This window comes from Sporosarcina sp. 6E9, assembly GCF_017921835.1.
Taxonomy (GTDB): Bacteria; Bacillota; Bacilli; order Bacillales_A; family Planococcaceae; genus Sporosarcina.
The window spans coordinates 1-14,345 of sequence record NZ_JAGEMN010000011.1; the positions used below are offsets into that span (position 1 = coordinate 1).

Here is a 14,345-nt window from a genome sequence, read left to right on the forward strand (position 1 = left end):
GTTTTATCCGGTTTTGAGCGAACAAGCTCAGGTAGTCTAGTGGCGATAGCGAAGAGGTCACACCCGTTCCCATACCGAACACGGAAGTTAAGCTCTTCAGCGCCAATGGTAGTTGGGGGCTTCCCCCCGCAAGAGTAGGACGTTGCTAGGCACTTAAAGAGTCATTACCTTAATGGTAGTGGCTTTTTTTGTATTAAAATCTTAGTGGAGGTTAATCCTCTAGTTCTGAGTGATTTTTGCAAGGAAGAGTCATTACCTTATATGGTAATGACTTTTTTATTTACAAATTAATTTTAGGGTATACAGTTCAAGATTAAGTTTATTTCTTGTAATTTCTACATTACTTCGTACAGAATAGAATAGAGTAGTACTTTCAAATATGAAGGTCCTAGGAGGAAAATAATGATTATTAAAGATGTAATCGTTCGTTTTATGAAAGAACGTTTTTTTGACCAGGCAGCTCAGACTGCTTATTACCTTCTTCTATCTATGTTGCCTTTTCTAATTTTTGTACTTTCCTTGTTAAGTATATTTCCTATTAATGACGAAATATTATTAGACTTCCTAGAACCGTTTATTCCTATCGAGTCATTTAAATTAGTTGAAAATAGTGTTCAAGAAATAGTAGGAAGAAACAATGGGAATTTAATTGTCACAAGTTTAGTTTTGGCGTTTTGGATTTCTTCGATAGCTGTTCAATCACTTGGTCGATCCTTAGACTTAGCCTATGGTCATGTACGTTCTTTACCTTTTTGGAAAGTGATTATTCGGGACCTAGGTATTACGCTGTTATTTATGATTGTTATTCCATTGTCATTATTTCTTCCTTTTATTGTACGTTTATTGCGTAAGCTTGTTGCTTATTCGGATACGATTGAGGATTTACATGTTTGGCTTTACATCTGGCCGAATTTGAAGTGGGCACTAGGGACTTTGTTTTTGTTTTCGTTTTTTCTATTATTTTATAAAGTTGTTCCAACAAGCAAGGTAACGTTGAAGGGGGCACTTCCAGGTGCAGCTTTTGCTGCGTTGGTTTGGCAACTATTTTCTTTATACTTTGGTGATTATGCCGCAAAAGTAGATTATACACGGCTATACGGTCAATTATCTGGTATCATTCTTCTCGTACTGTGGTTTTATTTTACAGCGGTTATAATTTTATTTGCTGGTTTATTAAATGCTGAATGGCGTAAGCCTCCTAATTGAAAGTAGGGTTGAATATTATGTTGAAAGTATTAGTAGTGGACGATGATCCGAATATTTTAGAACTTGTAAGCATCCAATTAACGCAGGCCGGATATCGTGTTTTAAAAGCCTCAAATGGTTTTGAGGCACTTGAAATAATAGAAGAAGAATCTCCTGATCTAGCGGTAGTTGACGTGATGATGCCGGGGATGGATGGATATACTTTGACGAAAAAGATTCGCACTGAAACAGAAATTCCAGTTTTATTGTTAACGGCGAAAGGGGAACTTGAAGATAAGGAGAAAGGCTTTCTTGCAGGTTCTGATGATTATGTTGTTAAACCGTTTGAACCGAAGGAGTTACAGTTCCGGATTAACGCAATTTTAAGGAGATATGATAAAGCTGTAGATGTATTTATTCAAGCTGGGCCACTAACAATTAATCGGCAGAGCTATGAAGTGTCTGTTGGGAATAAGGTTTTGTTACTTCCTTTAAAAGAATTTGAGCTTTTGTCGGTTTTAGCTTCAAGACCAAATACTGTTTTTACTCGTGAACTGCTTTTGGAACGTGTGTGGGGGTATGATTATGAAGGTGATGAACAGACGTTGAATGTTCACATTAAACGGGTTCGTGGACAATTAGAGAAACTAACCCAGGCAGTTCGGATTGCGACGGTTCGCGGGGTTGGTTATAAGTTAGAGGTAGACTCATTATGAAGTCGCTATACGGTAAGTTTTTACTAAATACAATTGCAATTATGATTGTAAGTAGTTTGATTGCATTCTTGGCTGTTAATACATATTATCATCAAGTGTTAAAAGGATATAATGACGAAAAGAATATGGGAATTGCTGAAAGCATTGCAAGTTTTATCGAGACAAATGAAGGTTTGGATCTTGAACAGTATTTGGAGACCCAAGCTGCCACTGGTTATAAATTATATGTAGTGAATGAGGGAAAAACGGCGACCTTATATGGTGAGCCTTTTCGTGTGGAAAATCTGTCGAAAAGTGCGATTGAAGGTGTGTTGAACGGAAATGCATATCACGGGATGCGCAATCTGCCGAGTGAAACTTTTGTTACCGGTTTTTTTTCGAGTGAATTAGCAAATACGGTCGGTGTTCCTTTTTCGTATGAGGGAAGTAAGTACGCCCTATTTTTGAGGCCGGATATAAAGATGTTATTTACGGAAGTGCACTATATTTTGGGCGGTATGGTTCTTATTATGGCGGTGATTAGTTTATTATCAATGTTGGTTGTTGCTAAAAAGTTGATAGATCCAATAACTGCCTTAACCGCCGCGACTAAAAAGATTGGGGATGAACGCTTTACAAATGTTCTTGATATCAATAGAAAAGATGAAATTGGGCAATTGGTAAAAAGTTTACAAGAGATGACTGAGAAATTGAGTGAAAATGATAGAATCCGTAAAGAATTCATCAGTGATGTGTCGCATGATTTTCAGTCGCCTTTATTGAATATTAAAGGCTATTCCGAATTACTTTTGGATGAAAGTCTTAGCATAGAGAAACGCCAGAGTTATGCGTCTGTCATTCAATCTGAGACGGAGAGGCTTTCGTCATTGACGCAACAGTTACTTCTTTTGACTTCGTTAGATCAGTTATCGTCACCGCTTGCCATAAAGAATTTCAGATTGGATAAACAATTAAAAGAAACGATTCGTAAATATAGGTGGTTGTTGGAAGAGAAGCGTATGACGTTATCGATGGATCTAGATGAGGTGAATTTTAACGGAGATCCCGCGTTTCTTGAAAAAGTATGGGAGAATTTATTTTCCAATGCGTTAAAATATACGTCTGAAGAAGGCGTAATTGAAATTAGTTTAAAGGAGAAAGAGCGCAGTATTGTCATGTCTGTACAAGATAACGGCATTGGCATTAATGATGAAGAACAGGAAAGAATTTTTGATCGTTTTTATCGGGCAGATAATTCACGAACGCAGGAGATTAGCGGAACCGGGTTGGGGTTATCGATCGTTCAACAAGTTGTGAAACTTCATGATGGTACCATTCGTGTCGTTAGTAATAAAGATAGGGGAACGACATTTATTATCACATTGCCGAAATTGTAATGTCTAGTTAATCTTCCGTTCATGTTGGATGTTTAAGATAAGGATATAACATAAACAACATAGGAGGATTTTTGTATGCAGGAAAAATGGAGTTTGCGACTTATTCGAATTTCAGCGATATTTGGTTTGATCGGAACAGTGTTAGGGTCACATATGGCGGGGGCTGGGTCGTATGCGTTTCGACCGATTCACGCGCATATACTTTTAGTCGGTTGGTTGTCGATGTTTGCTTGGGGCGTATTCTATAAGGTTTATAAAGTTCGCGCAGGCAAACTAATCACCGCGCAAGGTTGGACAGCAATTATTGGTGCGACTGGATTAACGGCTGGTATGTGGTTACAGTTCTTAAAGCCTTTTAATGTGAATGAAACACTTTCGCTCATACTTTACATCGTGGGTGGAACAATTCTGCTCGTCAGCTTTGCATTGTTTGTCGTAGTCACATTTCTTGCTGAAAAAGATGCTAATAAATGACTAAATTGAAGGGGAAGCGACTGTGGTGGCTGTCCGTAAGTGTTTGGATTGGTCTGACGATTATATTGTCAGCACTCGCCCCAGGTGGAAAAGAATTTGTGCAGGCAAATAAAGATGCAGGCCTGCCAGCGGATGTTGAGTCAATCATAGCAGACCGTCAATTGGATAAACACTTTCCTCAAGACGGCGGGATGCCGATTTTCGCAGTGTTTCATAAAGAGGAAGGCGTCACGGACGAAGAAATTGATACCTTTGCAGATACGCTTGAAGGCATTGGTTTGGACGAAGTAGAAACGCTACCATTATCTAAAATGAATCCGGAAATACAGAGAACATTTCTTTCGGAGAATGAGAAAACATTCTTCGTCCCGCTTACCTTGAAAAAGGATGTAGAGGGCAATGAGCTACACGATTTAGTGAGTGCGATAAAAGATCGCGTTGATCCGATAATTGATCAAGGTATTGAAGTCTCCTGGACGGGTCCTGGAGCAATTGCGTCTGATGCAACCGAGTTATTTAGTCGGGCGGATGTCGTTCTTTTATTATCTACAGTAGGGCTTATCTTAATATTGTTGCTCGTTATTTACCGCTCACCATTGTTAACATTAATCCCGTTGGTGGGTGCGGCAATTGCTTATGCGGTTGTAGATCGTCTTATCGGTTTATCTGCTTCGGCTGGATTATTTACGGCGGAAAGCCAGGCGCTTTCGATTATGACGATATTACTGTTTGCTGTCGTGACCGATTATTCATTACTCATCTTTTCGCGATACCGAGAAGAATTAAGAATACATGAATCGACAGATACAGCTATGCGAGAGACAATGCGTCATGTAAAAGAACCAATTTTCTTTAGCGGAAGCACGATTGTTCTCGGGGTTTCGACATTGTTCTTTACGCTGTACGAACCGTATCGTAACTTTGCCCCGGTCTTTGCGATTGCAGCAGGCGTTATGTTAATTGCAGGGCTGACATTGCTCCCAGCATTGTTTGCATTAATTGACAGGAGAGCATTTTGGCCGGTCATTCCAAAGTTCGGTGAAGAAAAGATTGAAAAGAAAACGATTTGGGGTAAAGTTGCGGAGAAAGTAACGAAACGACCTGTTTTGTTTTCGATTCCAATTACGTTATTGCTTTTGCTTGGGGCTTGGAATGTAACGAATCTGGAAGAGTCTTATGATTTAATCGAGTCATTCCCTGAAGATTTATCTTCCCGTGTCGGTTATGAAAGACTTGCAGATTCGTTCTCTCCTGGTAGTCTTGCACCTGGTACGTTATTGTTTGTTTCGGAACAGGAACTTAACATGGAAGATCTACAAACGGTCATTGGAACAGTTGAAGAGAAGAGTGGAATTGAAAGTGTGACAGCGCAAGGAAATACACTATCAAAGGACGAAAAAAGTGCGAAGTTCTCCGTCACATTTAAAGGAAATCCATATGGTGCAGAAGCTTTTGATACAGTGCAAGCGCTTCGTGATGAAGGTCAGGAAATTTTGAAAGCAGCAGGAATTATCGATACAGATTTGTATATTGCAGGTGAAAGCGCCAAAAATGCTGACCTGCGCGATATCAATAATCGCGATACTTGGCTTGTGATGATTTCCATGACAATTCTCATTACGCTTATGCTAGGTTTACAAACCAAATCAATCATTGCGCCAATTTATATGATGGGAACTATTTTGCTGTCGTATGCTGCAACACTTGGGTTATCACTTTTTCTCTTTGATAAGTTTTTAGGGCTTGAAGCGATTGCCTATCGAATTCCGCTATATACGTTTGTTTTTCTCGTAGCTTTAGGTGTCGATTATTCAATTATGCTGATTGCTCGAATTCGTGAAGAGATGAAGTCATTGCCATTCGAGGATGCAGTTCGAAAAGGACTTGAAAAGACTGGTGGGGTGATAAGTTCTGCCGGTGTCATTCTTGCGGCTACATTCCTTGTGTTAACGACGATGCCCATCGATGAATTGAAATTGTTTGGATTTATAATGGCTCTCGGTATTTTGATCGACACGTTTATCGTACGGCCTGTGCTTATTCCAGCCATTTTGATATTGCTTGGAAAATGGAGTTTTTGGCCAAAGAAAATAAGGTAATTTGAAAAGGTCGCTTCTGTAATGGAAGTGACCTTTTTTCAAATTACTTTTTGTGTGAAGGGCTATTGATACTCATGTTCACTGTCATCACAAGATGGCGATGTTCGTCGGATCTTGCGTTTTCAAACGTCTCAGCTAAGAATGAAAACACATCATGAATATCCCCGTGCAACCCACTCGCGTAATCCATGCGCTCATTAAACAACCCGCGCTCTTTTGCACGGTCGACTTCTGTGTAAATGACCGAGATATAATCTGGATTATTCATTGGATACAAAGAGAATTGCGTGGATACATATTGATGCATGCTGGAGACTTTTAGTTCATTTAATGGGACAGCGTCTTTCACCAAATAAGTATTGTCTGCTGTATTTCCAGGGCAACCACTTGAAAAGGTCCCGTTAAAAGCGACATGTACGCCCGTTTTTGAAGCATGCAGAATAATCGCTTTTGCTGTGTCGAATACATGAATATCTTTCCCGCGCATCACTGTGCTGACGTCATCGGTATGCATCCAAACCTTTGAGGTATCAGCTTCAGCGAGCGCTCCTTTAATAATCTCTATAAAGTTGTCCGCCATCGGATGAAGTGAAAACCTCAATCCTACAATTGTACTTATATCGCTAGCATTATTTATATTAATTTTTATTTCCTCCTACTGTGATTTCTGGGTGCGTATTTATTTCTGGAATATCATTCAGCGCATCAATTGTAGATGAGAAAATTGCGCTTGTAAATAGAAAGAACTCTGTCTAACTGGTCGTTCAAGTGGTAAAATAAGAGTAGAAAATTTAGAGGGAGACTATCAATGAAAATCCAATACAATCTAGTGGCAGAAGACTATATTCACTTTAATTTGTTTCATATTAAGAACTCTAATACGGCATTAAAATCATTGAACATACAAAGGTATGGTTCACCGATTTTCTTCATTTTTGTTGCAATCGTATTTGCAATTATGGGCGATCTTCACTTATTGAGCACGCTTATTCCTTTTTTAGGACTGAGTGTTTTATGGGTAATTTTTTATCCAAAATTATTTTATCGTCATGTTCGAAAAAACGTAAGGAAAATGTTCAAAGAAGGCAAAAATGAGTCTTTATTAGGTGAGCATGCAATGATTTTCATGGATGAAGGATTTGTTGAATCCAATGCATACGGAGAAACGAACGTAAAATGGTCAGGGATTCAGGAAGTTAAAGAGGACGACGAATTTATCTACCTGTACAATAGTGCGATTAGCGCTTATCTAATTCCTAAAAGAAGTTTGTCGAATGAAGGAGAAGTTAAAGCGTATATTCAGTCCGGTGTTAAAAAATAAAAAAAATCATTATTTCAGAAAAAACGTTTGGATACACTAACAAGCGTTTTTTTTGTGTTCAAAATACTGAAGTCCTTCATTCTATGTAGAATGAAGGACTTCAGTGGATTTTATTTTGGTGTATTTGCAAAATCTAAGACGAGCTTTTGCTGGTCTAATTTTAATGCTGCGTTAAATTTGTTGCCGTTTTTTGCAACAAAGCCTTTAATGACATTCGTCTGACCTTTCGTGCAGAGCAATTTCACTTGGCTTGCTGTTATTTTCTTTTTGAGAAAAATACCTGGAAATGTCTGCTTGCAACCATCTTTGTATGCGGTGCAACCGTAAAATCCTTTTCGTGTGACAATCATGCCTTTTTTGCATGTTGGGCAAGGGGCTACTTCAACATTTCTTCTTGGTGATTTGGCTGTCGATGGGATAGATTTAACTTGGAAAGTGGCCGTTTCAATCTGCTTAGGCACATTTTGTATCAATGAATCTAGAAACTTCTCGATATTGTTTAAAAAGTGATCGGCAGCACCATCGCCATTGCCGATTTTTCGTAAGTAGGTTTCCCATTTTGCGGTCATCGAAGGGCTTGCGAGTAGACCGCCTTCGATGGCTTCGCATAAAATACGCCCTTTATCAGTTAGTGATACGATGTTTTTCGTGACTTGAATATAGCCATGTTTTTTAATCGTTTCGATGATTCCACTTCGAGTTGCTTCTGTTCCAAGACCTTCGATTTCTTTCAATATTTCTGTTTCTTCATTGTCTTCTACAAACTTTCCGCATGTTTTCATTAAAGTAATGAGTTGACCTTCCGTATACGGTTTCGGTGGTGTAGTTTTGCCTTCATGAATGCCAATCTTGCTGTTTACGGGCTCATTTTGTCGAAGCAGGGGCAATGACTCATCTTTTTCTTTTGATGAGCTTGGAAATAATACTTTCCAACCAAGATCTCGCTCCGTTTTCCCTGTCGTAAAAAACAATAATTTGTTAACGTCTGTCGTTATTTTAGTTTCTGTGTAGAGATAGTCCGTGTGAAACATCGCAAGTGTTGTTCGGACAACCTCTTCGTATAGTTTCCTTTCATTAGGCGGCAACTTTGTAAGTGCAGCCTCCGTAGGCACTTTTTTTGTCGGAATGATGGCGTAATGTTCTTTTACTTTCTCGTTGTCAACATAGCGTTTTTTTGGTTGACGCGAATGAATTGGAAACGGTTGCTTCATAAGTGATTGATAGTCTTCCACTTGGTCAACTAAATAAGCAAATTCGCTTGTCGTGATATGGCGCGAATCGGTTCTTGGATAGCTGACTAGCTTTTTTTCGTACAAGTTTTGCATTGTTTTTAAGACGTTCGCTGGGCTCATTTTCCATCGACGGTTTGCGGTTGCTTGTAAAGTCGATAAGGAATGGAGTTGAGGCGGCGGAATACGCTTGTCTTTTTGCTCAACGGATGTGATAACCCCTGGCGTGTTTGGTTGTATAGTGTGTTTCTTAAGTAATTCAATAATCTCTTCCCGTTTTTTCGTTCTTACCTTAGCTTTTCCTTTATAAGCACCGTTTTCAGCGGTGAATAAGGCTTCAACTTCAAAAAACGGTTCAGATATGAAAGTTTCAATTTCTTTTTGTCGTTCATAAATCAGATAGACAGTAGGGGATTGAACGCGTCCGATTGGAAAGACTTGTTCATAACCCTTTGCCTTTAGTAAGAGCGTATAGAGTCGGGAGCCGTTCATACCAACGAGCCAATCACTAATTTGTCGGGCTTTCGCTTCTTCATAAAGGAGTAAATCTTTTTGATTGTCACGCAAATTCATAAAGCCTTTTCGGATTTCATCGACTTCTAAGGAGTTAATCCAAAGTCGTTTAATTGTTTTCTCGCGTGCACCTGTCTGGTTGTAAATGCTGTAGAAAATATTCGATCCTTCACGGTCCACGTCACAAGCATTAATGATGATGTCTGCCGCACGCATGAACTTCTTAACGACTTGAAACTGCGCATATTTTCCCTTTGCGACTTGAAACTCATAGCGTTCAGGTAAAATTGGTAAGCTGCCCAGCGTCCATCGATTCCAACGCGCATCATACGCTTTCGGTTCTTTTAGCTCGACGAGATGTCCAATACCCCATGTAATTACTGCGCCTTGTGGGAACAGTTGACTTTGCGCCAACTCAATATGTGTTTTATGGCGACTTTTTACGGTGAAAGCCTCGGCATATGCCTTCGCTTGGGATGGTTTTTCTGCTAGGATTACTGTTTTCATAACAACACCTCATTGGTTTCGATGATAGAAACGTTAGTTCTGTTATTATCGCATAAATTGGGAAGCTTTTCTAATGGGAGTTGATGGAGAATAGAAGTATGGAAATAGATTGTCATATCTTTGTATTAGAGTGTTTGTTTGGGTGACTGGCATGATTTCTTTACGAGCAATGAGTCGGGAACTTAGACTACACTTATCTATGCCGACAAAATTAACTGTGGAATCAAAATAATCTTTTTTATGATTAGACTGAGGACACTGCACTGAAATACGAACGGGCCCATTTAGTTTGAAGCTGTCGGTTGCCGAAAACTTTATTCCATTACCGACAAAGAATAAACCCAATGCAATTGCATTGGGTTTAAACATTAGTACAACAGCGTTCAACAAGTAACCGAGTCCATATAGCCCCATCTGAACAGCAAACTCAAACTTCGGTAGACCAACAGAGCTTAGAGGGCGACTAGCTCCGCGAGCTTGGCCGCGACGTCTGCCATTGGTTCTTCTACAGTGTTTAGGCCGCTTCGCGATCCAAGCAAGGGACTGACTTCGCGGAGAGCTTCATACGTTGTCTCGTGCACAATAGGAATGAGCCGATCACCCGCGAGGAGTGCCGAAAGTTCTTTGTCGGCGATGCCCTCTGCTGGGAGTCGGCGTAGTAACGCAGGGGTCACCAGCACAATCCCAACTCTCGAGTTTGCCAAGCCTTTGTCGATGGCGCGAAGCAACGGCACACCGAGGCCAACGTCTTTCTCGCTGAACCAGACGGAGACACCACGTGACTCAAGCAGGTCGTGCAGCTCCTTGGCGGCCTCCTTCCGGTCGTCCCACGCATGGCAGAGGAAGACGTCCCGAAGGTCAAGCTGTTTTGCCAGATTTTCGACGCTGTTTCGGACTGGTGTGAGTGCCCGAACCTCTTCCGGCGTGTACAATATGGACGAACCTGCTCCTGACCAAGGTGTTTTTGAATTGCGGACGGAACCTCCGCCGCTGCTTCGACCGCCCCCACTTGTCAGCGACGAGGAGTAAGATGAGGGCGAGTACGACCTGTAGCCGCCATAGCGGCCATTACGCCCTCTGCAAGCTGGACAGTTGTCTGCGGCACTCGCTGAGTTATGTCCTCTTATTGGAGCTGTGCATCTAGCCATGTTTCTACCTCCCTAATTGAATGATGGTTCTGACAAATTATATCACCTTTCTCCAATAAAATGCAGAGTATTTTGAATTCCGTGCGTTTCATTATGGAGAGCATGTAACTGTTGTCTCGAGAGTCTATGGGGTCTACCCTTCCTGTAAAACTTGAACTCAGGGCATTGGATGTCTAGCAAAGGAACTAATATGCAACTATCTTGATCTTCCATTATCGGGGGCTTTTCTTGCATAAGAAATGGCCCAAACTCTATTTAACAGGAATTTGTTTTTTGAAAGAACAGGAAGAACAAAGCTGGTTTCAAGTCTATTACGATAAAAAAGAACCTTTTTTGGATGAAACAATGGATTTATAATAATCTTTATCTTTTTCTTGTTAGGTTATAATTGTTTGTATTTTTACTTTTATCGTAGGCGTTTTCAATATATTTATTTGGATCTTCAAGAAAATCTTCTTCATTAATCAAAGAAATATATGAGCCTGTTAAGGAATTTACGTTTTTACACACACCACAAGTATATTCAGGGGGCTCCTGGTTGAACCTATTCTGGCTTACAATTTCGTAGAGATATTCGTTATTCGTTAGTATAGCAGTATGCCCGTCGGAGTTTGTAACCGAGGGTCTTAACCAATCATATCCACCACTGTATTTCATAACAACTCCCAAAACACCGTTGGTTCCAGATGTACGGTCATTTCTTTTTATTTGTTTAAGTGAATATTCGATTTCCCAGTCAATCCAGTTACTTAATTTCATGTTTGGAGAAATTATAACAATAGTAACGGTAGTAGAATAAATCATATCCTTTAATTTGTCTTTAATGTAGTCAGTTGTTCTATCGGACATATCAGGTGAGTCGCTAGTCTCACCTTGATAATATTCAGCATCATCTCCTAAAGCTTCTACAATTCTCTCTCTTAGATCCTTAGCTTCAGAATATTTATAAGAGATAAAGGTTTTACGTGCCAAACGAATTCCCCCTTTGTCTAAACAATAATAGATTGAATTAGTGCCTTGATGATTGGTTGATAATTTTTATTATAGTTTCAATTAATTCCTCCGGCGTCTTGCTTTCATCACCCAAATCAGCATAAAGCGACTTTAATTCTTCAATTCCCACGTACGCGTCAAAATCGCCCATGACCTTTTGCCATAAAGCCTTAGATGTAAAACCGGTTGCTCCTACTGGTATAGGAATTGCCCCATTTGCTACAGAGATATTAAATTCCTCTATCATTCCACTGGCATCGATAACAGTTTTAGTTTCATTATCAATCTTGTTACCGAATATAAAAACAGATACACCAACATTAGAAAGCATTTCTTTGCGATATTGAGTCCATAATTCAGATCTCGAGAGTTGTCCAGTTGTAGTTTGCGGAAATGGTCTACATTTGAGCCTTTCTTCTACTTTCTTACTTTGACTTGAATAAAGCTCCTCCAGTGCACCTGAAATAATACAGCTCCCTATTCCTAAACCAAATCCAGAAACAATATTATAATTGTTTTTAATCAAAGCTCTACTTAATAATGTACTAAATTCAAATGATCTTGTCTCACCCCATTCACCATAATCGCTCGCACTACCAGATACAAAAATATTTTTTCTTTTTACATGAGAAGAAATGTAGTTTAGAATTTCTGTCACATCTGAGTAATCATCAACTAGCAGAACCTGAATACCATATCTTTTTAAATCTTTTATTTTTAATTTCTGTTTAATTTCAGCGTATAGGAATTCCTCTTTATTTCTGTAATCATTTGCATCAATCTTTTTCATAAAACAATAATGGGTTCGAGTGTTCTCATTTAGCAGAATTCTGATTTTACTTAGAATTTGAGATAAATTGGGGTCATCAAAACTAAAACCGATAAATAAGAATGTCTTAGACACTAGGTCGCCACGGAGAGCTGTACTAAATAATTCTCTTTTTTGATCATAACCTTCATAATCATCTTTTGTTAAAACTGCGTCATGAGGTAAACTGCTATCGCCATGCATTTTATATACAATTGCATCACTTCCTGATACCGAATAACCTAAGTTTTCAGATGTGATTTTTTTATCTACTTTCTTACCTGCTGATTCTAAATTGGATTCGATTAATTGGTCGTAATTGGTTGTCCAATATGTATCAATAGGTAGTTGGGATAAAATTTTATGGTTGTCGGTAGTAGTGACACTTTTAGTAAATTCATCTATCAAAATCTGATTAATTTTTCCCCGTCCGTTAAATTCATTGACATGATATTGTGCCAGTGCTATTAAATCAACTTCTAGGTCTATATCTAATTGTATGTCTTCAGCGACCTCACGTAGTAAATCTTTCCAATCCACATGTCCGGATGGACGTGAGAGACCTGCACCAGCAAATATTGCTGCATTAGAATCTTGGATTGCCTTCACGTAGGTTCTTAAAAACTCTCTTGTACTTGCATCATACCTCAAACTAACTCATCCTTTCTTAAAATATTCTTTTCGTCATTTGAATTAATACGAGCGAATTGTCAGACCTGAACACAAAATTCGAAACACCCTTACTTATTGCTTTAGACTTATTTTATTTGAGGGTCAATCAATACTATTCTTTTAAAGAATAGTATTGATTGACCCGTAACATCCACATAAGAAAATTAACTGGTTGCAGTTTGGAATCAATCTCCTTTCTGTTTGGTTTGAATTGATATAAAGTTTGTTCGACTTTTGTGCAAGCTCGCATATGTGTATCGGCATTTCAACAATTTTCTATTGTAGGATAAAATATTTTCAGATCCTATCAAAGTTTCTAGTGGTTAAACATTAATTTTAACATACATACTTCTATCTTTATACGATTTCATATTCTTCCCCCTATTCAGAATAGTGGTGTGATAAAATACTGTTAGATATATCCAAAGATGGCAACGTGTAATGGAAGGGAACTAAAAATTGAGAGGGGCGAGGAGAACATTTCGTGTGATATACGAAATTGAGAAATCTTTACTCGAAAGGGCAATGCGTATGCATAGAGTAAGTGAAAGTAGGGAATGGTTTTTAGCGATTGCAATGGGCATTATTATCAACGCCATTATTATCTTTGTTAGTCCCAAGGGCAATAGCAAACAGAATACACCATTCTTCATCGCACATCGTTTTATATGTATCAAGCGGATCATACATTCTTTATTTCATTGGGTTTTCATTGTTGTTTGGAAGTGCGTTGTTTGTTTAGCTATTATGGGGAAATAAATCATCTGTTTTTCTTGGGATAGGCGCCTTGTTGATCAGCGGTTTATGTTTTTACGTTGCATCCAAACACTACATTGCAATAGGAACCGACGTGATCTCATATAACCTACTTTTCTCATCAAAAGAGCATATGCATCCGTGGGAAGACATTGAGAAAGTCATATACAAACCAGTTTCATCTAGCGATAATAGATGGCAGTATGAATTTTTCTTTAATGATGGCGAAAAGCTTATCGTAATTGAGAATGGCTATATAGCAGAAATAAAATACTTGATCATTAATCGGTTAAAAGATGAAAATATAAATTTGAAAAGTTCATAAAGAATCGACTTCCCTTAAAAATGAGGAGGCGATGCACTTGACGGGATTAATAAAGTAAATAGGCGTTACAAGTATAATAAAATCCACCCCAAAGTGTGAACTGAACCCCGAAAAGCGGACACTTTAAAAAAGACCCCTTTCGGGGTTTTTTCTATGGAAAAAACCCGCTATACTAGACTTAACTTGAAGGAGCGGGAAAATACTATGAGTAAAATCCATTTCA

At 38.9% G+C, this 14,345-nt stretch carries 13 protein-coding genes and 1 rRNA gene; 9 read left to right on the forward strand and 5 right to left on the reverse strand.

Annotation, left to right across the window (positions count from 1 at the left end; translation table 11 throughout):
• The first annotated feature begins 35 nt into the window (after positions 1-35).
• From rrf to J4G36_RS18175, 6 genes are all read left to right on the forward strand, one after another.
• Positions 36-151 (forward strand): 5S ribosomal RNA (rrf, locus tag J4G36_RS18150).
• Positions 152-402: 251 nt separating this feature from the next.
• Complete coding sequence (locus J4G36_RS18155) at positions 403-1,206, forward strand: YihY/virulence factor BrkB family protein (RefSeq protein WP_246880723.1); 804 nt, start codon at positions 403-405, stop codon at positions 1,204-1,206.
• A 17-nt stretch (positions 1,207-1,223) separates the two neighbouring features.
• Complete coding sequence (locus J4G36_RS18160; RefSeq protein WP_210471830.1) at positions 1,224-1,901, forward strand: response regulator transcription factor; 678 nt, start codon at positions 1,224-1,226, stop codon at positions 1,899-1,901.
• Positions 1,898-3,277, forward strand: coding sequence for a sensor histidine kinase (locus J4G36_RS18165; protein WP_210471831.1), 1,380 nt, complete (start codon positions 1,898-1,900; stop codon positions 3,275-3,277). Before J4G36_RS18160 ends, J4G36_RS18165 begins: the two co-directional genes overlap by 4 nt.
• A gap of 75 nt (positions 3,278-3,352) precedes the next feature.
• A complete protein-coding gene (locus tag J4G36_RS18170) occupies positions 3,353-3,751 on the forward strand; it encodes a hypothetical protein (protein WP_210471832.1) in 399 nt (132 codons plus the stop codon).
• The gene (locus J4G36_RS18175) at positions 3,748-5,850 is read left to right on the forward strand and encodes an MMPL family transporter (RefSeq protein WP_210471833.1); all 2,103 of its coding nucleotides are present in this window, start codon (positions 3,748-3,750) and stop codon (positions 5,848-5,850) included. Before J4G36_RS18170 ends, J4G36_RS18175 begins: the two co-directional genes overlap by 4 nt.
• A 43-nt stretch (positions 5,851-5,893) precedes the next feature.
• Here J4G36_RS18175 and J4G36_RS18180 read toward each other — a convergent pair whose 3' ends face one another.
• Complete coding sequence (locus J4G36_RS18180) at positions 5,894-6,487, reverse strand: YkoF family thiamine/hydroxymethylpyrimidine-binding protein (RefSeq protein ID WP_368668810.1); 594 nt, start codon at positions 6,485-6,487, stop codon at positions 5,894-5,896.
• Between the two features lie 171 nt (positions 6,488-6,658).
• Between J4G36_RS18180 and J4G36_RS18185 the strand changes: the two genes are divergently transcribed.
• On the forward strand, positions 6,659-7,171 hold the full coding sequence (locus J4G36_RS18185) for a YcxB family protein (protein WP_210471835.1): 513 nt from the start codon (positions 6,659-6,661) through the stop codon (positions 7,169-7,171).
• Positions 7,172-7,281: 110 nt separating this feature from the next.
• Here the strand turns inward: J4G36_RS18185 and J4G36_RS18190 are convergent, their stop codons facing one another.
• Together J4G36_RS18190 and J4G36_RS18195 are read right to left on the reverse strand one after the other, a co-directional pair.
• Positions 7,282-9,420 carry a type IA DNA topoisomerase gene (locus J4G36_RS18190; protein WP_210471836.1) on the reverse strand — a complete coding sequence of 713 codons (2,139 nt, stop codon included), beginning with the start codon at positions 9,418-9,420 and terminating at the stop codon, positions 7,282-7,284.
• Between the two features lie 452 nt (positions 9,421-9,872).
• Positions 9,873-10,352, reverse strand: a complete 480-nt coding sequence (locus J4G36_RS18195) for a toll/interleukin-1 receptor domain-containing protein (RefSeq protein ID WP_246880724.1) — start codon at positions 10,350-10,352, stop codon at positions 9,873-9,875.
• A 444-nt stretch (positions 10,353-10,796) separates the two neighbouring features.
• Between J4G36_RS18195 and J4G36_RS18730 the strand changes: the two genes are divergently transcribed.
• Positions 10,797-10,925 (forward strand): hypothetical protein, encoded by a 129-nt coding sequence (locus J4G36_RS18730; RefSeq protein ID WP_256439624.1) that lies wholly within the window; start codon positions 10,797-10,799, stop codon positions 10,923-10,925.
• A 6-nt stretch (positions 10,926-10,931) separates the two neighbouring features.
• On the opposite strand, the gene J4G36_RS18200 is transcribed toward J4G36_RS18730, so the two are convergent.
• Together J4G36_RS18200 and J4G36_RS18205 are read right to left on the reverse strand one after the other, a co-directional pair.
• Complete coding sequence (locus tag J4G36_RS18200) at positions 10,932-11,540, reverse strand: TIR domain-containing protein (RefSeq protein ID WP_210471838.1); 609 nt, start codon at positions 11,538-11,540, stop codon at positions 10,932-10,934.
• Between the two features lie 37 nt (positions 11,541-11,577).
• The gene (locus J4G36_RS18205) at positions 11,578-13,020 is read right to left on the reverse strand and encodes an SIR2 family protein (protein ID WP_210471839.1); all 1,443 of its coding nucleotides are present in this window, start codon (positions 13,018-13,020) and stop codon (positions 11,578-11,580) included.
• A gap of 811 nt (positions 13,021-13,831) precedes the next feature.
• Between J4G36_RS18205 and J4G36_RS18210 the strand changes: the two genes are divergently transcribed.
• Positions 13,832-14,122 carry a hypothetical protein gene (locus J4G36_RS18210; protein WP_210471840.1) on the forward strand — a complete coding sequence of 97 codons (291 nt, stop codon included), beginning with the start codon at positions 13,832-13,834 and terminating at the stop codon, positions 14,120-14,122.
• Positions 14,123-14,345: the final 223 nt, after the last annotated feature.

Bases quoted from the DNA above. Each gene is read 5' to 3' on its own strand.
- J4G36_RS18155 (WP_246880723.1), top strand. From the start codon at position 403: ATGATTATTAAAGATGTAATCGTTCGTTTTATGAAAGAACGTTTTTTT.
- J4G36_RS18160 (WP_210471830.1), top strand. From the start codon at position 1,224: ATGTTGAAAGTATTAGTAGTGGACGATGATCCGAATATTTTAGAACTT.
- J4G36_RS18165 (WP_210471831.1), top strand. From the start codon at position 1,898: ATGAAGTCGCTATACGGTAAGTTTTTACTAAATACAATTGCAATTATG.
- J4G36_RS18170 (WP_210471832.1), top strand. From the start codon at position 3,353: ATGCAGGAAAAATGGAGTTTGCGACTTATTCGAATTTCAGCGATATTT.
- J4G36_RS18175 (WP_210471833.1), top strand. From the start codon at position 3,748: ATGACTAAATTGAAGGGGAAGCGACTGTGGTGGCTGTCCGTAAGTGTT.
- J4G36_RS18185 (WP_210471835.1), top strand. From the start codon at position 6,659: ATGAAAATCCAATACAATCTAGTGGCAGAAGACTATATTCACTTTAAT.
- J4G36_RS18190 (WP_210471836.1), bottom strand. From the start codon at position 9,420: ATGAAAACAGTAATCCTAGCAGAAAAACCATCCCAAGCGAAGGCATAT.